The organism is Chitinophaga sp. LS1 (genome assembly GCF_034274695.1).
Classification (GTDB): Bacteria; Bacteroidota; Bacteroidia; order Chitinophagales; family Chitinophagaceae; genus Chitinophaga.
Genome location: NZ_CP128362.1, coordinates 5,489,174 through 5,511,434 on the forward strand (window position 1 = coordinate 5,489,174; position 22,261 = coordinate 5,511,434).

At 40.2% G+C, this 22,261-nt stretch carries 24 protein-coding genes; 14 read left to right on the forward strand and 10 right to left on the reverse strand.

Annotation, left to right across the window (positions count from 1 at the left end; all coding sequences use genetic code 11):
• Nucleotides 1-143 precede the first annotated feature (143 nt).
• The 5 genes from QQL36_RS22630 to QQL36_RS22650 all read left to right on the forward strand — a co-directional run bounded on the left by QQL36_RS22630 (nt 144) and on the right by QQL36_RS22650 (nt 3,655).
• Entirely contained in the window at nt 144-584 is a 441-nt protein-coding gene (locus QQL36_RS22630; protein WP_083730009.1) for an Hsp20/alpha crystallin family protein, read from the forward strand.
• A 68-nt stretch (nt 585-652) separates the two neighbouring features.
• Nucleotides 653-940, forward strand: coding sequence for a hypothetical protein (locus tag QQL36_RS22635; RefSeq protein WP_083730010.1), 288 nt, complete (start codon nt 653-655; stop codon nt 938-940).
• 300 nt (nt 941-1,240) lie between these two features.
• Nucleotides 1,241-1,669, forward strand: a complete 429-nt coding sequence (locus tag QQL36_RS22640) for a hypothetical protein (protein WP_083730011.1) — start codon at nt 1,241-1,243, stop codon at nt 1,667-1,669.
• Entirely contained in the window at nt 1,656-2,015 is a 360-nt protein-coding gene (locus tag QQL36_RS22645; RefSeq protein ID WP_083730012.1) for an L-rhamnose mutarotase, read from the forward strand. Before QQL36_RS22640 ends, QQL36_RS22645 begins: the two co-directional genes overlap by 14 nt.
• Nucleotides 2,012-3,655: an alpha-L-fucosidase gene (locus tag QQL36_RS22650; protein ID WP_321566861.1), complete on the forward strand. Its 1,644-nt coding sequence runs from the start codon at nt 2,012-2,014 to the stop codon at nt 3,653-3,655. The genes QQL36_RS22645 and QQL36_RS22650 overlap by 4 nt, the downstream gene beginning before the upstream one ends.
• Nucleotides 3,656-3,712: 57 nt before the next feature.
• Here the strand turns inward: QQL36_RS22650 and QQL36_RS22655 are convergent, their stop codons facing one another.
• A complete protein-coding gene (locus tag QQL36_RS22655) occupies nt 3,713-4,582 on the reverse strand; it encodes an AraC family transcriptional regulator (protein ID WP_321566862.1) in 870 nt (289 codons plus the stop codon).
• A 176-nt stretch (nt 4,583-4,758) separates the two neighbouring features.
• Here QQL36_RS22655 and QQL36_RS22660 point away from each other — a divergent pair, with 176 nt between their 5' ends.
• A complete protein-coding gene (locus tag QQL36_RS22660; RefSeq protein WP_321566863.1) occupies nt 4,759-5,739 on the forward strand; it encodes an aldo/keto reductase in 981 nt (326 codons plus the stop codon).
• 12 nt (nt 5,740-5,751) lie between these two features.
• Here QQL36_RS22660 and QQL36_RS22665 read toward each other — a convergent pair whose 3' ends face one another.
• The 3 genes from QQL36_RS22665 to QQL36_RS22675 form a co-directional block, all read right to left on the reverse strand.
• Entirely contained in the window at nt 5,752-6,240 is a 489-nt protein-coding gene (locus QQL36_RS22665; RefSeq protein ID WP_321566864.1) for a hypothetical protein, read from the reverse strand.
• A 169-nt stretch (nt 6,241-6,409) separates the two neighbouring features.
• Nucleotides 6,410-7,420 (reverse strand): hypothetical protein, encoded by a 1,011-nt coding sequence (locus QQL36_RS22670; protein WP_083730017.1) that lies wholly within the window; start codon nt 7,418-7,420, stop codon nt 6,410-6,412.
• Complete coding sequence (locus tag QQL36_RS22675) at nt 7,398-7,910, reverse strand: AAA family ATPase (RefSeq protein WP_083730018.1); 513 nt, start codon at nt 7,908-7,910, stop codon at nt 7,398-7,400. Before QQL36_RS22675 ends, QQL36_RS22670 begins: the two co-directional genes overlap by 23 nt.
• A gap of 318 nt (nt 7,911-8,228) precedes the next feature.
• On the opposite strand from QQL36_RS22675, the gene QQL36_RS22680 reads away from it, so the two are divergent.
• The 3 genes from QQL36_RS22680 to QQL36_RS22690 all read left to right on the forward strand — a co-directional run bounded on the left by QQL36_RS22680 (nt 8,229) and on the right by QQL36_RS22690 (nt 10,243).
• Nucleotides 8,229-8,903: a BON domain-containing protein gene (locus QQL36_RS22680; protein ID WP_083730019.1), complete on the forward strand. Its 675-nt coding sequence runs from the start codon at nt 8,229-8,231 to the stop codon at nt 8,901-8,903.
• 116 nt (nt 8,904-9,019) lie between these two features.
• Nucleotides 9,020-9,826, forward strand: coding sequence for a hypothetical protein (locus tag QQL36_RS22685; protein ID WP_321566865.1), 807 nt, complete (start codon nt 9,020-9,022; stop codon nt 9,824-9,826).
• 129 nt (nt 9,827-9,955) lie between these two features.
• Nucleotides 9,956-10,243 carry a hypothetical protein gene (locus QQL36_RS22690; RefSeq protein ID WP_083730021.1) on the forward strand — a complete coding sequence of 96 codons (288 nt, stop codon included), beginning with the start codon at nt 9,956-9,958 and terminating at the stop codon, nt 10,241-10,243.
• A gap of 327 nt (nt 10,244-10,570) precedes the next feature.
• Here the strand turns inward: QQL36_RS22690 and QQL36_RS22695 are convergent, their stop codons facing one another.
• Nucleotides 10,571-11,710, reverse strand: coding sequence for a PAS domain-containing sensor histidine kinase (locus tag QQL36_RS22695; RefSeq protein ID WP_321566866.1), 1,140 nt, complete (start codon nt 11,708-11,710; stop codon nt 10,571-10,573).
• Between the two features lie 262 nt (nt 11,711-11,972).
• Here QQL36_RS22695 and QQL36_RS22700 point away from each other — a divergent pair, with 262 nt between their 5' ends.
• The 3 genes from QQL36_RS22700 (at nt 11,973) to QQL36_RS22710 (ending at nt 14,044) form a co-directional block, all read left to right on the forward strand.
• Nucleotides 11,973-12,434 carry a pyridoxamine 5'-phosphate oxidase family protein gene (locus tag QQL36_RS22700; RefSeq protein WP_143709141.1) on the forward strand — a complete coding sequence of 154 codons (462 nt, stop codon included), beginning with the start codon at nt 11,973-11,975 and terminating at the stop codon, nt 12,432-12,434.
• 21 nt (nt 12,435-12,455) lie between these two features.
• Nucleotides 12,456-12,896, forward strand: a complete 441-nt coding sequence (locus tag QQL36_RS22705) for a hypothetical protein (protein WP_321566867.1) — start codon at nt 12,456-12,458, stop codon at nt 12,894-12,896.
• Nucleotides 12,897-12,997: 101 nt separating this feature from the next.
• Complete coding sequence (locus QQL36_RS22710) at nt 12,998-14,044, forward strand: response regulator (protein ID WP_321566868.1); 1,047 nt, start codon at nt 12,998-13,000, stop codon at nt 14,042-14,044.
• 141 nt (nt 14,045-14,185) lie between these two features.
• On the opposite strand, the gene QQL36_RS22715 is transcribed toward QQL36_RS22710, so the two are convergent.
• From QQL36_RS22715 to QQL36_RS22735, 5 genes are all read right to left on the reverse strand, one after another.
• Nucleotides 14,186-15,229 (reverse strand): zinc-dependent alcohol dehydrogenase family protein, encoded by a 1,044-nt coding sequence (locus QQL36_RS22715; RefSeq protein ID WP_321566869.1) that lies wholly within the window; start codon nt 15,227-15,229, stop codon nt 14,186-14,188.
• Between the two features lie 11 nt (nt 15,230-15,240).
• A complete protein-coding gene (locus tag QQL36_RS22720) occupies nt 15,241-15,645 on the reverse strand; it encodes a response regulator (protein WP_321566870.1) in 405 nt (134 codons plus the stop codon).
• Nucleotides 15,646-15,661: 16 nt separating this feature from the next.
• A complete protein-coding gene (locus tag QQL36_RS22725) occupies nt 15,662-16,384 on the reverse strand; it encodes a polysaccharide deacetylase family protein (RefSeq protein WP_321566871.1) in 723 nt (240 codons plus the stop codon).
• A 2-nt stretch (nt 16,385-16,386) separates the two neighbouring features.
• Entirely contained in the window at nt 16,387-18,423 is a 2,037-nt protein-coding gene (locus QQL36_RS22730; protein WP_179091242.1) for a site-2 protease family protein, read from the reverse strand.
• 164 nt (nt 18,424-18,587) lie between these two features.
• Entirely contained in the window at nt 18,588-19,238 is a 651-nt protein-coding gene (locus tag QQL36_RS22735) for a BON domain-containing protein (protein WP_083726727.1), read from the reverse strand.
• A gap of 494 nt (nt 19,239-19,732) precedes the next feature.
• Here QQL36_RS22735 and QQL36_RS22740 point away from each other — a divergent pair, with 494 nt between their 5' ends.
• On the forward strand, nt 19,733-21,160 hold the full coding sequence (locus tag QQL36_RS22740; protein WP_321566872.1) for a L,D-transpeptidase family protein: 1,428 nt from the start codon (nt 19,733-19,735) through the stop codon (nt 21,158-21,160).
• Between the two features lie 10 nt (nt 21,161-21,170).
• Nucleotides 21,171-22,124, forward strand: coding sequence for a 1-phosphofructokinase family hexose kinase (locus QQL36_RS22745; protein ID WP_083726731.1), 954 nt, complete (start codon nt 21,171-21,173; stop codon nt 22,122-22,124).
• Nucleotides 22,125-22,261: the final 137 nt, after the last annotated feature.

The following is a 22,261-nucleotide window of genomic DNA, read 5'->3' on the forward strand; positions in this document are numbered from 1 at the left end:
TGACACGAAATGCTGTCATCTTTTCCTGTTGAATGACAAATTGTAATGAATGAGGATAAATTTTTTCTGGCTGGTACGGCCTTTGATGTCGTCTTTGATATAAGCTCTTTATACTATTGTTTAACAATTAAAAAGAAGGTTTTATGACACTCGTTAAAAGATCCAATGGAAGTTTATTACCATTCTTTGATGATTTCTTTAGCCGGGAACTTTTTAACTGGAGCAACAGTAATTTTTCTTCTACCAGTATGACAGTTCCAGCAGTGAACATTCGGGAAAATGATCACAGTTTTGAAGTTGAAGTGGCTGCTCCCGGTATGGAAAAAAAGGATTTCAAAATTACGCTGGAGGGTAATACCCTTACCATTTCAGCTTCCAGGGAAAATCAATATTCCCATGAGAATGATCCTTATACTCACAGGGAGTTTAGCTACCAGATGTTTCAACGCAGCTTTGAACTACCTAAAGATGTGGTGGATCAAAATCACATTGAGGCAAAGTATGAAAACGGGCTCCTAAAACTCGTTGTTCCTAAAACGGAATCGGCCAGGAAAAAAACGCCTCGTTTAATAGAAATTCAATAACCGGTTATTGTTTTATCCTATGTTGGCACCTGCTTAAAAAGCGGGTGCCAACGATTTTCGTGACAATTATGAAAGCATCCTATATCATAGAGGTAAGTATCAAAACCATTCGGGGTTATACCGCATTCTGCCATTACCAATTAGGGAGTATTCCCAACGATGCAGAAAGAATCTTTGCATGTATGAAAGGAGCTCCGGTCAATGCTAATGGAGATGCCCCTTTCCAGATAAATTTAATATGGCAAAGCAGCATAAAAACGGTTACACTTGCCACGCAGTTCTGCACATTGGCCGAATTGAAGGAGAATAGCCACTATATTTCACGCGAAGTATTTAAATTATTAAACCTCGAATAAATACTTATTGCACCTAAGAAGGCTTAAACAGCCATATCTCATTACCTATATTTGACCTCAATATTTTTTAAATAGGCTATAGTTTCCAAAATTGTCCATCCTTATATGTTATACCATCCTGGTTATTACTGAATGTCGGAAAAGTATAAAACAAAACTAGTTTTGTACAATACTGGTTATTAAAGAAAATCTCAAATTTGATACAGCGTGAATTTATAGTGATTGTTACGAAGTACTAAAGCTTAATATTTCTTTATAATCCAGGAATTCTTATCACCTGTATTAAATGAATTTTTTGTTATGAAAAAAACACTGATGTGTGGATTGTCATCCACTACATGGCCTGCCTTTTTGTTTCTATTCCTTACCTTCCTGAATTTTGTGGAATTCGGACAAAATTTGTATTCAATTATCGGTAAAGTTTTAACTTCTGAAAATCGCCCTGTGCCAGGGGAAACTATTAAAGAAAAGGGTACAAAGGAGGAGGTATGGAATTTTGTGGAGACTGAGCTGAAAGCGGCGTATCCGGTGCTATCTGCGCCCCGGCCTACTGAAAATGGACGTATGACAGCAGGGGCGGCCCTGGCAATTTTAGGTAGGTTGCAGATGGCGGAGAAGAAATGGAGTGAAGCTGACATTAGACCGGAAACTGCAAAAGAAAGTCATGTCAGTAATATAAATCCTCAAAATTTACCTAGTTTTATTTCAAAGAGTCATGACACAATTTAAAAGATATTGTCTTGCATTGGATCTGAAAGACGATCCGCAAATGATGAGTGAATATGAGGACTGGCATAAGCCGTCAAATTCCTGGCGTGAAATTACCGATAGTATAATGGATGCAGGTGTCGTCAGTATGCAGATTTATCGGGTGTTTAATCGCTTATTCATGATTATGGAAGTAGATCATACTTTTAGTTTTGAGCGTAAAAAAGAAATGGATCATGCAAATGAAAAAGTGCGGAAATGGGAAGAAATAATGGATAAGTATCAGCAGTTATTACCGGGAACTACTCCCGGAACAAAGTGGGTGTTGATGGAAAAAATTTATGATCTAAATAATATCAGCCAATGAATAGAAGAAATTTAATCAAACAAATTGGCATAGCAGGCGCTGCTATGCTGTTGCCCGGAAGGTTACAGGCTTTTTCTGAAAGTAGAGAAGGGATGATAAAAGGTCCTTTTCAGCCTACATGGTCCTCGCTGGAAAAGTTCCGCACGCCTGAGTGGTTTCGCGATGCAAAGTTTGGTATATGGGCACATTGGGGACCGCAATGCCAGGCTGAGAGTGGAGATTGGTATGCACGTCATATGTACATAGAAGGACACAGGCAGTATAATATTCATTTGAAAAAATACGGACATCCTTCCAAATTTGGTTTCAAGGATGTAATCAACGAATGGAAAGCCGAAAGCTGGAATCCCGATGCGCTTGTTGCGCTTTATAAAAAGGCCGGAGCTAAATATTTTATTGCACTCGCCAACCATCACGATAACCTGGACCTATACGACAGTAAGTATCAGCCGGTCTGGAACAGTCTGAAGGTTGGACCTAAAAAGGACCTGGTTGGCGGATGGGTAAAAGCAGCAAAAAACCAGGGATTACATTTTGGGGTAAGCGTACACGCTGCGCATACCTGGAGCTGGATGGAAACTGCACAAAGGGCAGATAAACAAGGGGCATATGCCGGTATCCCTTATGACGGGAAGCTCAGTAAAAAGGAAGGGAAAGGCACCTGGTGGGAAGGATTGGATCCGCAGGACCTCTATGCCCAGAATCATCCTTTGAGTGAAAATAGTTACGACAATGGCATGATTCATCGCCAGTGGGGCTGGGGGAATGGGGTTTGCCCTCCCTCACCGGCATATTGTGAAAAATTTTATAACCGGACTGTGGATCTTATTGACAAGTATGATCCTGATCTGATTTATTTTGATGATACAGCACTGCCGCTATGGCCGGCGAGCGATGCTGGATTACGTATAGCAGCTCATTATTACAACCGGAGTCTGAAAACGCGGAAGTCACTTGAAGTGGTTATAAACGGGAAAATCCTGGATGAACAGCAGCGCAAATGTATGGTTTGGGATATTGAACGGGGGCAAAGTAATAGTATAGAACCCTTACCGTGGCAAACAGACACATGTATAGGAGATTGGCATTACGACAGGGAGATCTTCGAAAGGAAGGGCTATAAAAGCTCCAAAATGGTTATTCAGATGTTGGTTGACATAGTCAGTAAAAACGGGAACCTGTTATTGAATATTCCGGTAAGGGGAAATGGTACCATCGATGAAGAGGAACGGAAGATCGTGGAGGAAATAGGAGAGTGGATGTCTGCAAATGGTGAAAGTATTTATGGCACCAGACCCTGGAAAGTATTTGGCGAAGGACCGGCATTAGAAAATGCGGCACCGTTAAGTGCACAGGGTTTTAATGAAGGGAAGGGGCGACCCTATACTGATAAGGATATAAGGTTTGTATCTAAGGGTGATACCCTGTATGCAACGGTGATGGAATGGCCGGATAATGGCCGGATAATGATTAAAACGCTTGCTACAGGCAGTGCCCACTACCCCGGTACCATTAGCAGAATCTCATTACCCGGAAATAGTTCGTCTTTAAAATTCAACCGCAGTTCGAACGGATTAGAAGTAGAATTACCTGAACGATCAGGTTTACTGTCTTATGCCCTGCCGCTGAAAATAAACTAATACGTTTAAGTGGAAGTAAATCCTGCTAAGCTTTTCGAAAGCTGGCAGGATTTTTTATTATATGTTATAAGCATGGCTATCTCTGTAAACCCCGGGTGTTTGTCCTGTCGTGCATTTAAAAACCCGGGCAAAATAGCTTAAGCTTTCAAATCCTGTTTGTTCAGCGATTTCCGCAAATGAAAAATTGGATGTTAGAATTAAGAACTGTGCACGTTCTATACGTTTTTGCTGAATAAACTGAAGCGGACGCTGGCCGGTATGCTGATAAAAAGATCTGGAAAAGTGATCTGTGCTTAGGTTGGCCCGGGCAGCCAGTTCTTCTACAGAAATATTTCCGGATAAATTAGTCTGTATATGATTGATTGCTTCCATAATTCTGGAAGGAATCGGGTTTTTGTTTTCATTGGCAAAATCCTTACAGTTTAGAAACCTGGATAATAAGATTTGTATTAATCCCTGCGTTTCCAGGATAGTCGATATGTTCAACCGGGAGTTGGCTTCCTGGAAACCTTTCAGTATATTACTTTTTTCATAGACTTTAGGGTTGTCAGATTTCCGGAGATCTCTGCCCGGATTTATAGCAATGAGCCTTTTGAATAGTTCTATATCAGCAACAGTTGCTTCGGTTTGTAGTAGTTTTCTACTTGCTGCAAAAAGGGAACTTCCATCCGACGATTCCTCTATAAAATGAATGTAATATTGGCTGAGGTTGGAAAGGCATGTCTGGTTGAACATAGTAAAGCTCGGTATGAGATATAGGTTCCCCTTTTCTAGTGTAATTTGTTTTTCAGGATTTGAAAGATGTCCAATACCATCATCTATGAGATATAAACGGTAAAACGGACTGATCACATTGAGATAGTTCCAACTCTCATTCAATTGTACATAGTCTGTATTCAGTAATGAGAATGTAAATCGGTTCCTCATAACGGTGGCAATTTGTAGGTTGGTTTGAAATGGGAAACTACATAAAATTTCTTTAATTACATTTATTAAACAGGCCGGAATTTTATATACAAATGTCGTTTTTGTATAACAGAAATTTGCCTGAATGTATTCATATTTGAATGGGATGTAAACCAGACATTTAAAATCAACCGTACATGCTTCAACTGTCAGAAGTCATAATGGGGACCAGTGGCCTTGGAAATTTATACCAGGAATTGTCCCAACCAACAAAGACTGCAATTGTAAAGGAATTTATCACACATTCAGCAGCTCCACCTGCATTTGATTCTGCCGGGAAATATGGCGCCGGGCTTGCACTTGAATGCCTTGGTCAGGCACTTCATGAATTAGCGGTTTCTCCGGATGATGTCATTATCAGCAACAAACTGGGATGGTTAAGAGTTCCATTGGAACATGCTGAACCTACCTTTGAACCAGGTGTATGGAAAAATCTTCAATATGATGCCATACAACGGATAGGGTATGAAGGTATAATGGAGTGTTATGAACAGGGTAACCAACTGTTGGGAAATTACAAAGCCAATTTTGTTTCCGTTCATGATCCAGATGAGTATTTGGCTAAGGCTATCGACAAATCACATGAAGAAAATCTTTATAACGATATTTTATTAGCCTATAAAGCATTGAATGATTTGAAAAAGATTGGCCAGGTAAGGGCGATAGGTGTTGGCGCAAAGGATTGGCGGTTTATAAAGCGCTTATCAGGTGATGTGCAATTGGATTGGGTGATGTTTGCAAACAGTTATACTATATATGATCATCCTGTTGAACTGGCCCTTTTAATGCATGATCTTCAAAGCCGTGGGATATTTGTAATTAATTCTGCTGTGTTTAATGGAGGATTTTTGACAGGAGGAGATTATTACAATTATAAACCCGTAGATAAGGAGGATGAGTACGGACAGGCATTGCTCACCTGGCGTGCACGCTTTTTTGCTGTTTGTTCAAAGTACGATCTAAGTCCTGCGACAGCTTGTATCCGTTTTGGTTTGTCTGCTCCGGGAGTGAAGAGTATAGCATTGAATACTAGCAGGCCAGAGCAGGTTGCAAAGAATTTGATGATGACGAAAGCGGAAATTCCTCAGGCGTTCTGGAAGGAGATTCTATTGTTATAATTTAAATTTGGCTTAACTTGATATTTTCAGATTCTGATAATTTCTTAAGTTTTCTATATTCATGTTCAGTCTTTCTTTTTCAATGAAGTGATCCGCACCTGATGCCATCGTCCTTTCTCTGTTTTTTGCACGGCCATAAACAATAACATGTGCGCCATGTGCTTTGGCAATTTGTAATCCAAATAAAGCGACGCCGCCGGTGGCAGGAATTAATACGGTGTCGCCAGCACGTACACGCGCCCGTTCCGCCAGTGCAAACCAGGCTGTAAGGTCGTCACAGGGGAGGGTACTGGCTTCAGCTGTTGTTAAGGTAACAGGCGCATGTACCAACCATTCTTCAGACATCACCACATATTGCGCCAATACACCTGGATAAAAACCGCCGGGTGTACGATAGGAGGGCGTGCGGGCATTGCCTGGTCGCAGACCATCTGTCCAGTCAGGCGTATTTCTCAAGGTTAGCAGGTTTCGCCCGATACCATCCATTTGCCATGCGCTCATTATTTTTGGTGTTTTGTTGATCAGGATAATAATTCGTGATATTGAATGAATAAATATTGAAAATGACACTGTATTGAAATAATTTCGGATGCTGATTCATAATTTTGAATCTGGCTGGATTCCTTTACAGAAGTAGGCTTTGCAGATAGAATTCTTTATCCGGGTTTGTTTACATAATATCACCTTTAAAGTAATTATCCATTAACCTGAGATATCTGACAGTTTGGGATAAATAATCATTTTTGGTTGTTTCATTTTCCGCACTGGCCGCCCTGAGGCTGTTCACCTTTGCCCTTACGTTTGCACGGTAACCTTTATAATATCTAAATAGTTTTAGTTCTTTAGAAGATTTAACAGCGGGAAAGAATTCGTTATAATTACTGACAAACAGCTCAGAGAGATCCTGTCTTCCAGCTGCATCCAGGTCCATACATAGAAATGCATTTTCATTTAGTATATCTATCTGCCTGAAACTATCATTAAATTCTATGCAATCAAAAGGCTGTGGATCTGGCAACAAAAAAATGTTTTTTGTATGGAGGTCACCATGGCAGTCCCGGAAACAACCATTCTTAATTCTTTCTGTCAGATAGGAGGCATTTTCCCTGATAAAGAAATCAGAAAAGTGTATAGCTTTATCAATAATAAGGGAATCGGGCTTCCCGAGGTTTTCACTTAAGAATTCTTTTTCATTTTTAAGATCATTAAATTGTTCCTGCAATTCAAAGGGATCTATCCCATATACTTTAGTAGTATTTTTATGAAAATATGCTATTTTCTCTGCCAGTTTGTGAATTTGCTCCGAAGTAACTTTATTTTTAGATAGTAATATATCCATTTGAAGATCTCCATCCAGCTTCATCATTTTTACAGCATAATCAATTATTTCTCCTTCATCCCCGCCCAAATTATAATAGCCGGATTTGACGCGGATGGGTTGTACATCAAGATATATATTTTCGGTGAGTCGATTATTGAGCGTGATTTCCTGCTCACAATAATATTTTCTTTTTTCACATGTCGAGAAATCAAGGAAGGAAAAGCGAACGGGTTTCTTGATTTTATAGGCATTAGTAGCTGCTAAGATCACCCATGAAATATGGGTTTCTATGAGTTTGGGCTGCTCTTGTGCATGCATACTTATATCAGCTAGTAATTTATTGATCTGCTCCCTGGTCATGGTTTGATCTTATATATTTTAATGCTGAATCGAGCATTTCACCTATATTATTGTTTGTCGAAACGAGGGTCAGGTGAGGTACATGTATGGGTTCATATTGCGCTTTTAATTGTTGATACACATGAAAGTTAGCCTCACTGTCGGCTCTTTTTTGCCCCAATCTCTCTTTTATAAGCGATTCTGCTGCAGTTACTTCAATAAGGCGGATCTGGCTCTCCGGACCGGCTTCCAGGATGAACTTTTCCCGGAGGCTATCCCTGTAAAATGTAGCATCCAGTACTATGTCTCTTTCTGCCTGGATGGCTGCCACCATTCTGTTACACATTTCGTCATATACGCTTTCTTTCTCCTTGACGGAGTAAGTGCGGTTAGGTATCATCTTTTTCCTGATACGATCGCTACTGGCATAGGCAGCCTGCAGTTCATCAGCCAAACGTACTGCCAGGTAGCTTTTTCCTGATCCAGGCAATCCTGTGACGATGATTACCATACTGAATAATTTTTGTAGTCCGATTGAAAGGTAATTTAAATATCATTTCCATTTTTATTTCAGGAAAATAAATGCAATAAGTAAAATGACAATGCAGGAATAAAATAGACATTCTCCTGTTTTAGTGTCTAAAGTAATATCAATTTATATAGGTGGAAATGATGCTTACTATAGTTTTTTCACTCATTGCTCATACCGGTTGTTTTTCGGGTGATGAATGTCATTATTCAGCATGATCTTTCTTAATATTTGGGAGCCACACATATTTTAACTTTAATATGAAAGTTGGATATTCTTTAACCCTAAAAACAACGAATAGTGAGAAGTGATTATATATTGCAACAAAATATCCTGGATGAATTTTTGTGGGAACCATCCCTGGAAGCTGCTGAAATAGGGGTGTCTGTTAAAAATGGAATTGTAACCTTAAGCGGTACAGTGGATAGTTTCAGTAAAAAGAACTCAGCAGAACGTGCGGTTAAAAGAATTAAGGATGTTAAGGCCGTAGCAATGGCTATAGAAGTAGTTTATCCCAGCAGTAGCAGGAAAACAGACGCTGAGATTGCAAAGGCTGCTGTAGATGCATTGGCATGGAACAGCCTGGTTCCAAAAGATCAGGTCCGCATTGAAGTAGAAAATGGATATATCACCCTGGAAGGGGAAGTAGAATGGCAATATCAGCGGAATGCTGCAAAAGATGTTGTTAAAGACCTGCAGGGAGTGAAAGGGATTGCTAATTTGATTGTTGTAAAACCAATATCGTCTTTTTTCCTGGTAAAGAACAATATTTTAAAAGCATTGCACCGGATGGCCAATATTGACGCCCACAATATTCAGGTTTTAACCCTGGATAATACGATCATCCTCAATGGAACAGTGCGCTCCTGGCGGGAGCTGGAACAGGTAGAACATGTAGTTTGGTCTACTCCTGGAGTTTCAGCTGTTATCAATGATCTAGAAGTAGAGTATTATGATACCGCTGCGATCAGATAATGTCTATTGTTTTTCGGCTGTTACCCTTTTTGCCGCTTCTTCCGAAACTACAAATTTGCATGCTGACTTTCCGGAAATGACGGGTTGTTAATTTACATACCTAAACTATTTTAATCATGAAAAAGGTATTGGCGATTTTTGATGGCGGACAATATTCTGATGGTGTGATGGAGCTGTCTCAGCATATTAATGACAACCAGCCCATCCTGTTGGTAGGAAGCTTTCTTCCCGGAATTGATTTTACAGGTATGTCTGAAATGTATGGTTTCGGTGCACTAGATATTCCTGTTCATATACGGGTAGACGAAGAAACAGTGGACGAGAATATTGAGCGCTTCAAAAACTATTGTATACATCATCATATCGAGTACAGGGTACACAAAGACTTATCTTTGGATGCATATCCCATATTTAAGAAGGAGAGTAGATTTGCTGATCTTCTCTTAATTGGGTCGCAGGAGTTTTTGGGACAATTGGCATTGAACATACCTGCAGAAAATTTGCGCGATGCCCTTCATGATGCAGAATGCCCTGTAATAGTGGTGCCCGAATATAAAAAAGAGCCTGAAAATATAGTACTGGCTTATGATGGTACTGCGTCATCTGTATTTGCCATAAAAATGTTCTGTTATCTATTTCCGGAGTTATGTAATAAAACTACGATTCTTTTGCATATAAATAGTAATGGGACTATGCCGTCTTCCTCTGCTATTCAGTTATTACTGAGTGCGCATTATCCCAACTTCCAGGAGCTTGTAATGGAAACGATGCAGCTTTTTGAAGACTACATAATGAAGGTCCCTTCTCCAATACTCATAACCGGTGGATTTGGCCGTTCCGGTATATCTTCTGCATTCAGGTCCAGCTTTGCCAATAAGGCAATGTCATTATTCAGGTTCCCTATATTTATCGCCCATTTGTGAGCCTTTGCTTAATGCGGGCAGAATCTTCTGCTTTCTTTCAGCGGTTAGTGACGATAATAAAACCTATAAATGTCATTTCATAATTGAATTTATTTTTCTAATTTACTTTTATATAGACATATTCATTAGGTGTTTTTTACAGCGCTGGTCAATAGTATTGATCAGTTGGTGTTTGCTTATGATGGCATGGCCGATTCTATGTATGCCATTAAGCAGTTTACCTATCTGTTTCCGGAACTGCGGGATACAAGAATTGTGGTTGTTAGTATTAATCCTGCTAAAATTGAGACAGAAGAGCGATCTAAGTTTCGTGAATGGCTTCATAGCGTATTTTTTGGTTGGTGGCGATTCAAGGGCTACATTGACGGAGGCATTGCTTCAAAGACAGAAAGCATTTTTCATTATTGGCGCTTATGATAGAAACAGGTTGTCATCTTTTTTTAGCTCAAGTCATGCTACGAATTTTCTGAAACTAACAAGTGCGCCGGTATTTATAGCTCATTCCTGACACTGGGTTGTCTGTTGTCAATATTTAAACAATCATATGATCAGGAGTGGGTAACTGATAATTGTGCTGCGCAATAGCATATTTAAATTTGGAGGGGAGGAGTGTAGCGGGTAAAAAAGGAATCAGGCTGATTGCAATGATTAAATTCATAAATGGGCCTGCAAAAATTATATTGCCTTAAAATATTTAGTTGTCCCAGGATATTTATTCCTGCGTTGTAATTAAATTAATGTTTATTATTCCAGAAAACAATCAAATCTAACAACAAACGTAGTCCCTTTTCCTTCCTCACTTTCAAAAGAAATAGTTCCTTTAAGCAATTTTACATAACTGGCTATAATACTCAGCCCTAATCCAGTTCCCTGAATATTACCAGAATTGGATGCCCTGAAAAAGCGGTCAAATATATTTGCCTGGGATGCTAAAGGAATACCAATGCCCTGATCCACCACCTTAATTTCAAATTCGGTGTCCGTACATTGGCTATACATATAAATATTCTTTTGCTTAGGTGAAAATTTAATTGCGTTTGACAACAGATTGGTGATTATATGCCTTAAGAGTACTGTATCTGTATATATAGTAAGTCCTCCTGTATGCGTGTAAATAATCTGCTGTTCGGGACTGGTAAGTGGGCTGATCTCTTCACAGATGTTAGTGAGGTAATCTTCAATTGCTACTTCTTTAATGGTGGGTGTGATCTTTCCTTCTTCGATTTTTTCAATAGATAGGAAGTTGTTCAGAATACCGGTTAATAAACTGACTGCGTTTTTTATTTTATTGATATGTTTTTCCTGTTGATCAAAATTACCTCTCTGTCCATATTGCGATATAAGATAAGACGACGAAAGAATTGCACTGAGAGGAATACGGAATTCATGCGAGGCCATCGAGACAAACTTTGTCTTTAGCTCATTTAGCTGTATTTCCCGCGAGAGATTCACTTCCATAATCAGATCTTTTGCTTTTGCTTCAAGTAATTCGGCTTCTGCTTTTTTGCGCAGGGTGATATCGTTTACAAAGGCTGTTATATATTTTTTCCCATGCTGCTGATATGGACTGAGGCTTACTTCAACCGAAAATATTTCCCCGCTTTTTTTTATTGCCTCAAACTCTGAGCCATGTCCCATCTGCCTGTTATCGGGTTTTTTCATGTAATGGCTCCTCCTGGCAGTATGGCTGGCATGATACCTTTGCGGTATGAGTACTTCGATTTTCTGGTTTTCCAGTTGGTGGTTTTCATACCCGAACATTTTCAATAAAAATGGATTGGCCTTTATAATATATCCATCTTCATCTGTTACCATGATCCCGACAGATGCATGATTGAATAGCGCATTCAAATCTAATTCCGGAGCAGAACTAAATACATTCATAAATGTGTGGTGTTTTTTTTATGCAGGCTTGTCTTGAAGGAAAATAGATTATAGGTGATAAGACTGATTTATTATCAATTGAAATACAACCTATTATATGTATTAAAGATGAGGGATTCGCGCAAATCCTCTCGTCATCGCTAAAATAGAATTTTTTTTTGATTTTCATCCGAATGGATGAAATATTATCATCCCTTCCCATGACCAATATCAATGTTATTTGCAAAGAATCAGCTTAACTTATGACAATAACCATAGGTATATGATAGGAAAATTGTCAGATCAGCAAATGCACACCATCCTGCAGCAGAACATGATGGGGCGTATAGGTTGCAGCAGCAATTCAAGGGTTTTGGTGGTTCCTGTATGTTATGCTTACAATGGGAAGGCCATCATAGCCCATTCTGCAGAGGGGATGAAGATTAATATGATGCGTAATAATCCGGAGGTTTGTTTTGAGGTAGATGTGATAAACAGTATAACCAATTGGCAGAGCGTTATTATTTGGGGGCAGTACCAGGAAATCCTCGATGAAAAAGAAAGGTTTTATTCAATCAAGTACCTTATGAGCAGGTTATTACAATTTACCGAAGCCGAAAAGGTACATCATAGTACGGCAATCGTCGGAGAGGAAGAAAACGGTCATTTTAATGCTAATATCCGGCCAGTGGTTTATCGCATCTCAATTGAAGAAATGACTGGCAGATTTGAGCAGGGAGATTGATGGGATCTTAAGTTCACTATTATGAGAGGTAATTTGTTTTCACTCGCATTCCTGGTTTCCAATGCCGGGGCAATATTAATTTTATTGATTAGTATCTGGTATAAAAGAGCCGGTAGGATCATTATTGCATTATTATTCCTGATCGCCGCGCTGGTGAACGCATGGCAGGCCACATTTAAACCAGATGTCTACAATGTTTATGAATTAATAGCTGCCCTGCCAGTATATGAATATTTAATAGCAGAGGTATTGTTAATACATATCACTTTATATATAATATTGTTAATGATCATCCAACTGGTTATAGGTATAGGTATTTTGTATAACAGGAAAACGGCTTTGGTCGCTGGAATAGTTTATTTGTTAGCCCTGGCTCCCCTGGGAGCAGGATCATCATTTCCCTGTACAGTTATTCTGGCCATTGCTGTAATCCTACTTTTAAAGAGGGGAAAGCAAATTTGAAGATCCTGCCAATAAAATTTTTATATACGGTTGATTTTTAGTAAATTAAGGTGTCTTTCGATTTATATGCACCATATTTACCGTTGTAACTCCGTTCCCCTATGGCTACAATACTCGTTATTGAAGATAACCAGGCTATACGAGAAAATATCATTGAGATACTTGAAATGGCAAATTATAAAGTTTTAGAAGCCGGCGATGGAAAAAAAGGATTAACGCTTGCAGAAACGCAACATCCGGATCTCATCGTGTGCGACCTGGCATTGCCTATCCTGGATGGCTATGTAGTCTTACAAATGTTAAACAGAAGCGATACACCCTGTAAGGTGCCTTTTATTTTTCTGACAGCAAGGGCTGAAAGATCAGAAATACGTAAAGGTATGGACATGGGAGCTGATGATTACATCACCAAGCCGTTTACCCCGTCAGAGTTGTTAAGTGCCATTGAATGCCAGCTAAAAAAATCGGCCCACACCAGGCATCATGTAGTAGCAATGCCACCAGTCATTTCCAATACAATGGAAGAAGAACCCTTTAAAGCCCTCATCAAAGACCGTAATATCAAAACGTTTAAAAATAAACAAATTATTTACCAGGAAGGAAACCACCCTTCCTATCTTTATTTTATTTTGAAAGGATTTGTAAAATCCTTCAGGATTGATGAAGATGGAAAAGAATTTATTACCGGATTATTTAAGGAAGGTGATTTTCTCGGATATATTCCTATACTTGACAAAACCCACTTCAGCGATTCGGCGCAGGCTATTGATCACGTGGTGCTGGCAGTTATTCCGATTAGTGACTTCGAAGAATTGACCAACCTAAATAAACATGCCCAGGAACAGATCATCAGAATGTTGACGCATACCATTGAGGAAAAAGAAGTCCAACTCTTAAGAGTGGCTTACGATTCATTAAGAAAGAGAGCCGCAGATACCCTACTTTCCGTCTTCAATAAGTATAATGTGGCAGGAGATAACAACGTAGGAATAAAATTCAGCAGGGGAAACCTTGCGGCAATCGCAGGTGTGGCAAAAGAATCCTTTGCCCGTACACTAGCAGATTTTCGGGATGAACACCTGATTGACATCAGGAAAGGGGTTATCTATTTGCTCGATATTGGTAAACTGAACCAATTGAGTAATTAAAACATTCATGAAAGAGGGAATTCACCAACTGGGAATGAAAACCATTTTCAGGAAAAGGGACTGTAGTGAACAAGCTCTTTTATGCGGATAGCAGACTTTGTCTGACCGCCTATTATTGAATCCACTTTAATACATTCATTTTTATAGTTCATTGCTAATAATTACCTTCAGTGCTTTTTCTTTTGCAGCATTGCCAAATGTGTTGTACGCAGTTTCTATTTCAGATAATTTAAACCGGTGTGTTATAAATACTCCCGGATCCAATTTATTGCTGGTAACTGTTTTTAGTAGCATTGGCGTGGTATAGGTATCTACCAGCCTGGTAGTAATAGTGATATTCTTTGACCATAAATCTTCCAGCGCCAGGGATACTGACTTACCATGTACACCTATATTGGCAATTTTACCGCCGGGCCGGATGATTTGTGTACACAATTCAAATGTGGCCGGTATTCCCACAGCTTCCATAGCTGTATCTACCCCTTCATATTCAGTAAGGGCCATAATAGCTTTGATCGCATTTTCCTGGCTACTGTTAATTGCATGGGTCGCGCCCATTTGTTTAGCCACTTCCAGACGGTTATTATCAGTGTCAATCATAATGATAATGGCAGGAGAAAAGAACTGCGCTGTGGTAAGCGCTGCCAGTCCTATTGGTCCTGCACCCACTATTGCCACTGTTGTACCCGGTTGTACCTGTCCGTTCAGTACCCCGCATTCATAACCCGTAGGCAGAATATCACTCAACATGACCAGGGACTCTTCATTTGTGCCTGCGGGTATATGGTACAGGCTTGTATCTGCATAAGGTATTCTCACATATTCTGCCTGTGTCCCATCTATCAGGTGCCCCAGTATCCAGCCGCCGTTCCTGCAATGGGAATACATCCCTTTCCTGCAGTATTCACACTTACCACAGGATGTAATACATGAGATCAATACATGGTCTCCTTTTTGGAAATTGCTGACATTACTCCCTGTTTCTTCCACGATCCCTATGCCTTCATGTCCAAGGATGGTACCGTGCACGACCTCCTTTACATCTCCCTTTAATATATGCAGGTCTGTACCACAGATGGTTGTTTTTATAACCTTCACGATAGCATCTGTCGATGCAATCAGTCCTGGTTTTTCTTTTTCTTCAAGCATTACCTTGCCGGTGCTCTTGTAAACGAGTGCTTTCATAGCATAATTTTTTATATAATATACCCCAGCATATTGGCAGCTACCTGACAATATCCTGAGTAGTTATCTGGTTTCTCATAATAATTAGTTGCACCATTGGTGATGCAATCGTTCCTGGTAATATAGTCGCAGGCCGTGCTCCATATGATTTTAGGTATCCCCGGCAGCCGATGATGGTCATTCAGTTTTTTTAATACCTCAGCACCCGAATAATAAGGCATGTTGTAATCAAGAATGATGAGTGAAGGGCTGTCCGAACAGTTATCCATATCTACACGGTTCATGAAATCTCTTCCATTTTTAAATACCTCCATCATGATACCGGGATTTATCTGATGAATTGCGTCTATCAGAATTTCCTGGTCATCTGAATCATCATCGATCAGAAAAACAACCTTGTTAGCTTCTTTTTCCATTGCGGTATATTTTTGTTTAAGGAAGAATAAATGCTTTATCTATTGCTTCTTTCAATTGGACTGCAGTCCATTTACCGGATACCATTATACGCCTGACGGTGAAGTTGGGATCCGTAGATTGCTGATGACTAGCCAGCTGGAAGGCGCCGATATAATTAGCCTGTTTCAGGTCTTTGATAGCCTGTTCATTCCACTCGCCATACGGAAATGCAAAATAGCAGACAGATGTGCCGGTTATTTTTTCTAGAAGTGCTTTGGGTTTTACTATTTGCTCATTTACATTATAGGAGGGATGTAAGGCCAGGTTGGTATGATCCCAGGTATGGCAGGCGATAATATGTCCCTGGTCCGACATGTCCCGGATTTCAGAGGCGGTAAGCCACCCTGTTTTATTCAGGCAGACGGTCATAATGAAAAACACGCCCCTGAAATGGAATTGGTTCAATACTGGTACCGCCAGACTGTAATGTGTTTCATGGCTGTCATCAAAGGTGATCATGATTGATTTGGACGGCAGGGGAGCGCCTCCGTTCATGTGGGCATATAACCCGTCGGGGGTAATGGCAGTATATCCGTTATTATACAGGTATTGCATTTGTTGCTGAAAATGTTTTTCACTGATATGTAAAAGATCTTCTTTACCATCATCAGCCTTACTGATATTATGATAACAAAGGATAGGTACCTGCTGGTACTGCAGGCAGTATGACAATAACATGTATATGATCGTATATCCCATTTCTATTGATATTGAATGTAAACAGGTATTGGGTACAATCTGAGAATTTCCTCCGGCTGCATGATGGTCTGCCGGATGGGTGTAATATCATTTTTGTAAAACAGCTTAAAACCCGTATACTGAACTGGTTCTTTCGCAATAAAATATTTATAGGAATCCCTCTTTTTAGCAGGAAAACCAAATCCATCCATATTGATGACTATTTGTACCTGCTCGCAGGGATGTATTTCTCTGTAATTGGTAATCATACCTTGTGTGAACCGGTGTACTACCAATATTTTAGGTGGGAGATGGTATTTCAGTACGAGTGTTTTCAGGTAATCGCAGGCAAAATTTATATCTGCTGCGTCGAAAGTGCCAATTTCTGAACTGGGTACGGCATTGTTCTTCATGGAATATTCAGGATCTATTCCCAGGTGAACATCCGGAAGCTGCAGGTATTTTTCCAGTGTAGTCAGCTCTTCCTGTAGGGTGCTATGGCCCACCTGAACATCCAGTATGATGATGGCATTTATCTCTCTCGCCATTTTAATAATACTGTCTATTTGCTGCCCAGGCATCCGGAGCCGGTACTTTTTATCTCTCCCCGGGTTTCTTTGTGCTGTAATCGCAATGTAATGCAGTGCTGGCTGTACCCGAAACAGTGGGTCCGCAAGCTCCCATTTTCCAGCCTCAGCGAGTAACTGGGCTTTCATTTTATCCGGCGGTAATTCTCCCAATATTCCCATCTTCGGAGAGTACAGGTTGCCATAGAATGCAACAATCCTTTTGTATGGAAGTATTGCACCCGGCAGGGGAGCGGTAGGATTATACTTCCATGCCAGGGTAGGCGTGTCATGCAATAATCTCATGGCATGCTGATGGTAACCAGTGGTATCGGAATGACCTTTTTGCTGTACTGAAAATAGTGAAAGCAGCAATGGAAATGTCCAGGCAAGCGCATATGGTTTTTTATGCTTTTCCGTTGCATGTTTAAGTACCGAACTGAGGATGTTATCCCTGCTGACCACCCCGATCAATTTATTGGTTGAAGTAGTAACCGGCAATATCAGATCTGCTTTGTCTGGCAACCGATTCCATATTTCAATTAACTTACTATCCGCCCTCACAGCAGACAGATCAGGGATGACCAGATCCTGCAGGGTTATTTCGTTCCTGTTGGTCAGTAGTCTGTATAAAATTGTTTCTTTGTCCAATATGCCAATGATGTTTCCATTGTCGGTCAATACATAATACCGGTCATTGCCCATGCCAAGGGTATGAAGGATCTCTTCCGGGGTTGCCCGTACATTTAATGTTTTAAAATCCCGGGATATCACATCACCTACATTTTCATCCTTCATCAGAAATGAGATCAGGTAGTTATCCTTTTCCATGCCTGACATTAAAAGCAGGAAGCAGCCATATAGAATGAATAGCAGATTACCTGTCAGCAATCCGGCTATTGTCAGTAGCAAACTGATAGCCCTGCTTATAAAAAGCGAAGTTTTCAAAGCAGTGTATGGCGTAAAGCGAAGTCCCAGTAATCCTTTTAACATTTTTCCCCCGTCAAGAGGTAATGCGGGCAGCAGGTTGATAATTGCCAGTGTAATATTGATGTTATACAGAAAATGGGAAAAGTTGGCGCTATGAATGCTTGTTATAATCGTACCCAATTTCCAGAAAGGCGTGCCCGCCGGCAGAAATGGTATCAATAAGGTTGCAATTGTGATATTGACCAAAGGCCCTGCCATGCTGACTATTATTTCCTGGCGCGGATTTCCTGGCTGGCCGGAAAAGAATGTGATTCCACCAAAGGGGAGCAACTGGATCTTTTTGATAGGGATGTTGTAGTGAAGAGCAGCAAAGGTATGTCCCAGTTCATGCAACAATACACATACAAATACAGCTAACATTTCACTGATAGTCAGTAATACGATGCTGGCGTGTTCTCTGGCTATTAGTTGCATGAGCAATACCCAGGATATCAATAACAGAAATGTCCAATGTAATTCAATCGGAATTCCTCTGATGAAAAATATTTTAAGTGAATTTTTCATACGAAACTTTTTATCCTGATTATAAAGGAATCGAATTCGTGCATTCACCCGGATCATTAAAGCCTATTATCGGAAAAAAAAGGCCAGTCCGTGAAACGGTGTCGGACTGGCCTGTAGATGTATTGGGCTCTTGATCAGGGTTTTCTTGTCACCGGTACAAGGATTTATGAGATGGTCAGTTCATCATGAACAGTTGTAACACCAGGTGTTGACCACACTGCTCTTTCTACCTCCGCCCGTTCAAGCCATGAATGTACATTACCTGTCAGTTTGATATCGCTGCCTGTAGTCATTACATTTATTTTGTCTGCTTCAAGGTTGGCGATCCGCTGCAAGGCTTTCCGTATATTGTTATTAATAATTTTGCTGCCAGGTCGTGGTTTTACGTGAATAAGGTTTGTAATCCCTTTTATTCCCTGAAGATCTTTTATCGCACTCGTTACAGAATCTTTCTGATATTGCCATTCCACTTCACCTTCCACAGATATATATCCGTTTTCTACCTGTATCATCAATTTTTCGTCAGGAATAATATTGGACCATTTCAGCGCATCGAACGCAGCTTTTGCTATTTCGGCGTCTGTTCTGAGATGTTTTCCCGGCAATTTAATGTCAATATTTACAGCTACAGCTATAACTTCTTTTACTCTTTTGGCGGCACTTTCTGCGGCTATTTTTTTGCTGAAACTATCAACGATCCCAGTCAGCGTCACCACACCATCCTTTACTATAACCCCTATTTCCGGTACGTTGAGTAAAGGATCCCACATCAGTTCATCCTGCACATCCTGTTGTAATTCGTAGTCTGTTTTCATGATTAAGGTTTTTGAGGTAAATAATTGGGATTAGATAGTTGTTGTAAAGAAAGATAGCAATTACGGTTACTACCTTTCTTTCGCTGTTCATTTTATCGGTTATGAAAAAAGCACATCGTTGCTTGCACTAAAGGATTGTAACAAATTATATAGATTCTGCAATCGTAACCGTGGAATTCATTTTGTTTTCGAACTGAAAGGTAGTTTTCTATCTCTATTAAAATCAATGATTTTTGTCATGTTTTTCATTGATATTGCAACCTTCTCTTGCATCAAAGTCAGACTTCTGTATGATCAGTATCATTTTTGTTGGCGCTGGTTATTGCGAATTTTATGTTGTTCCCCAATTATTCCTCTGATATTTCAAAAGCCATGAGAAAAGTATGGCGCACATTATTCTAATAGAGCATATGAATTGGCAAAAAGGATAAATGAAAAGATACTATTGATCGGAGTATTCCTGGCAGGATTATATCGCACATAATATTTTAGATATGAAATATTGGTTTTTGACAATAATATTTTTATCACTGGCGATATCGACAGCCACTGGCCAACATATCGGATGGTTATCGGATACTGTGAACCTGCGCATACTTGTCAGCTTCTTCTCACAGGCCTCTCTGTCAGGCCTTAATGAAAAAGACTATGCTTATAAAACGGTGCAGCAGCTTACATCCGGGATAAAAATTGACGATACTGCCAGTATTGATAAAGAACTGACAAATGCTGCAATCAGTTATTTTTCTGATATCGTTTATGGTAATCAGGAAGTGCGTGTGCCTTATAATGGAATTAACTATTACCCCGCTTGTTTGAATATCCGCGACAGCATATTGACTGCTATGGCAGAAGATCAGTTTGCCACCTTGCCTGCCAGGTTGGAACCGCACAATGTAATGTACATGGAGTTGAAAGAAAAGATAGCTGTGCTGGAAAACCGTAAGAAATTTATATTCTCTCCAGTCACCAGTGATAAGCTGGATACCACTAATCATCCCCTTATCGAAAAGTTATTTCAACTGGGTATTACAGATACCCCTGATTATACCATTCACGAAGATACACTCAGGAATAAACTGAGGTTAGCACAAGGTATGTTTGAAATGCTGGAAGATGGCACACTTCGCCCGGGCATCCTGGAAGAACTAAATATATCCGTAGAAAAAAGACTATATGAACTAAAACATGCTTTAAATACCTGGCGCTGGCTGGATTGTATTCAACAGGAACAACCTGTGATCATCGTTAATATTCCGGCGGCGAATCTTTTTTATATATGTAAAGATTCAGTTTTGTTCTACACCCGCTGTATTGTGGGCAAAGCTGCTACGCCCAGTATACCACTAGCCAGCAGCGTACATGAGGTAATATTATTCCCATATTGGAATGTACCGCGTAGCATCGCTGTAAACGAATTATTACCTGCCATTCAATCTGCTCCGCTGGACTATTTGGACTACGGTAATTATCAGGTGCTGGACAAAGCCGGTAAGGTATTAGATCCGTCCACTATCAAATGGCAGCAGCTGAACAGTAGGAATTTTCCATATACACTAAGGCAGCTATTTGGATGTGATAATTCTCTGGGCATCATCAAACTCAATTTTTTCAGCCCTTACAGCACGTATCTGCATGATACGCCCAATAAAAGCTACTTCATGTTCAACAGCCGGTATTTCAGTCATGGGTGTATACGGGTAGAAGATGTCGATTCGCTGGCAGAAATGCTGGAACCTGCATTGCACCCATTTCTGGCCAATGCTGCGACTAAGGTATGTGATTTAGCGTCAGATAGCGGACAGCTGATCTTTCCCCTGAAACATAAAATTCCACTATTTATTCTATATGAAGTAGCCTGGCCAGATGGAAAAGGGAAAATCTGTTTTTATGACGACGTATATAATAAAATAAAACTTTAAACCCAGTGTTATGAACCGTATCATCACCTTCACTTTTAATCCGGCAATTGACAAAAGTACTACTATCAACCACCTGGTGCCTGAAAAGAAACTGGCCTGTTCACCTCCTGTATTTGAGCCGGGTGGCGGAGGTATAAATGTTGCCAGGGCTATCAGGAACCTGGGTGGTCATGCTACCGCCGTTTATCTTTCCGGTGGGTATACCGGCCGTTTTTTTTCTTCTTTGATTGAAAAGGAACACCTGGATGCTATCAATGTTACCATCAGTGGCAAAACAAGGGAGAACCTGGTGGTAATGGATGTGTCTACTAATCAGCAATATCGTTTTGGCATGCCAGGGCCCACTGTCAGTGAAAAAGAATGGCAGCCCTGTCTTGAAATAATAGGTAAATGTGCAGCAGATGATTTTATTGTGGTAAGTGGTAGTTTACCACCTGGTATGCCTCCCGAAGTAATGGGAGAGATCGCTGCTATCGTAAAAAAAAGAAGAGCCAGGCTTGTGGTAGATATATCTGGTGAAGCCCTCGCCTGTGCGCTAAAAGAAGGAGTGTATCTTATCAAACCCAATCTCACAGAATTAGAATTATTAATTGGCAATTCACACTTATCTGAGCAGGATGTATACCAGGAATCCAGGCAAATCATAAACAGAGGACAGAGCGCGGCTGTAGTCGTATCGCTGGGTGCTGCCGGTGCTATACTGGTTACAAAAGATGAGCAGGTCATGATCCCTGCTCCACTCGTGAAATCTGTCAGTACCGTGGGGGCTGGTGATGCGATGCTTGCCGGTATTGTATATAAGCTTTCAAAAGGTGCGGGATTTTTAGGTGCAATACGTTATGGCATTGCCTGTGGAGCCGCCGCCACCCTGCATCCCGGAACCGCCTTGTGCCAGCCGGAAGATGTAGAGAAATTATTTCAGCAGGTATTGAACAATGCCACGGTAACAATGGCTGCATGGTGATGAGAATCAATGTTTCGGATACTCCAGATCATTGTTTTCAGTATTAAACAAGATGTAAATTCATATTGTAAACGACCCTGAAATTTTCGAAAATATAATCCCAATATTCTTCACAATTTTTAAAACAAGGAGGTAAC

Bases quoted from the DNA above. Each gene is read 5' to 3' on its own strand.
- QQL36_RS22695 (WP_321566866.1), bottom strand. From the start codon at position 11,710: ATGAATGTATTTAGTTCTGCTCCGGAATTAGATTTGAATGCGCTATTC.
- QQL36_RS22635 (WP_083730010.1), top strand. From the start codon at position 653: ATGAAAGCATCCTATATCATAGAGGTAAGTATCAAAACCATTCGGGGT.
- QQL36_RS22725 (WP_321566871.1), bottom strand. From the start codon at position 16,384: ATGGGATATACGATCATATACATGTTATTGTCATACTGCCTGCAGTAC.
- QQL36_RS22655 (WP_321566862.1), bottom strand. From the start codon at position 4,582: ATGAGGAACCGATTTACATTCTCATTACTGAATACAGACTATGTACAA.
- QQL36_RS22715 (WP_321566869.1), bottom strand. From the start codon at position 15,229: ATGAAAGCACTCGTTTACAAGAGCACCGGCAAGGTAATGCTTGAAGAA.
- QQL36_RS22670 (WP_083730017.1), bottom strand. From the start codon at position 7,420: ATGACCAGGGAGCAGATCAATAAATTACTAGCTGATATAAGTATGCAT.
- QQL36_RS22705 (WP_321566867.1), top strand. From the start codon at position 12,456: ATGAGAGGTAATTTGTTTTCACTCGCATTCCTGGTTTCCAATGCCGGG.
- QQL36_RS22650 (WP_321566861.1), top strand. From the start codon at position 2,012: ATGAATAGAAGAAATTTAATCAAACAAATTGGCATAGCAGGCGCTGCT.
- QQL36_RS22675 (WP_083730018.1), bottom strand. From the start codon at position 7,910: ATGGTAATCATCGTCACAGGATTGCCTGGATCAGGAAAAAGCTACCTG.
- QQL36_RS22710 (WP_321566868.1), top strand. From the start codon at position 12,998: ATGGCTACAATACTCGTTATTGAAGATAACCAGGCTATACGAGAAAAT.
- QQL36_RS22630 (WP_083730009.1), top strand. From the start codon at position 144: ATGACACTCGTTAAAAGATCCAATGGAAGTTTATTACCATTCTTTGAT.
- QQL36_RS22685 (WP_321566865.1), top strand. From the start codon at position 9,020: ATGAAAAAGGTATTGGCGATTTTTGATGGCGGACAATATTCTGATGGT.
- QQL36_RS22745 (WP_083726731.1), top strand. From the start codon at position 21,171: ATGAACCGTATCATCACCTTCACTTTTAATCCGGCAATTGACAAAAGT.
- QQL36_RS22645 (WP_083730012.1), top strand. From the start codon at position 1,656: ATGACACAATTTAAAAGATATTGTCTTGCATTGGATCTGAAAGACGAT.
- QQL36_RS22700 (WP_143709141.1), top strand. From the start codon at position 11,973: ATGATAGGAAAATTGTCAGATCAGCAAATGCACACCATCCTGCAGCAG.
- QQL36_RS22735 (WP_083726727.1), bottom strand. From the start codon at position 19,238: ATGAAAACAGACTACGAATTACAACAGGATGTGCAGGATGAACTGATG.
- QQL36_RS22720 (WP_321566870.1), bottom strand. From the start codon at position 15,645: ATGGAAAAAGAAGCTAACAAGGTTGTTTTTCTGATCGATGATGATTCA.
- QQL36_RS22730 (WP_179091242.1), bottom strand. From the start codon at position 18,423: ATGAAAAATTCACTTAAAATATTTTTCATCAGAGGAATTCCGATTGAA.
- QQL36_RS22740 (WP_321566872.1), top strand. From the start codon at position 19,733: ATGAAATATTGGTTTTTGACAATAATATTTTTATCACTGGCGATATCG.
- QQL36_RS22660 (WP_321566863.1), top strand. From the start codon at position 4,759: ATGCTTCAACTGTCAGAAGTCATAATGGGGACCAGTGGCCTTGGAAAT.
- QQL36_RS22640 (WP_083730011.1), top strand. From the start codon at position 1,241: ATGAAAAAAACACTGATGTGTGGATTGTCATCCACTACATGGCCTGCC.
- QQL36_RS22665 (WP_321566864.1), bottom strand. From the start codon at position 6,240: ATGAGCGCATGGCAAATGGATGGTATCGGGCGAAACCTGCTAACCTTG.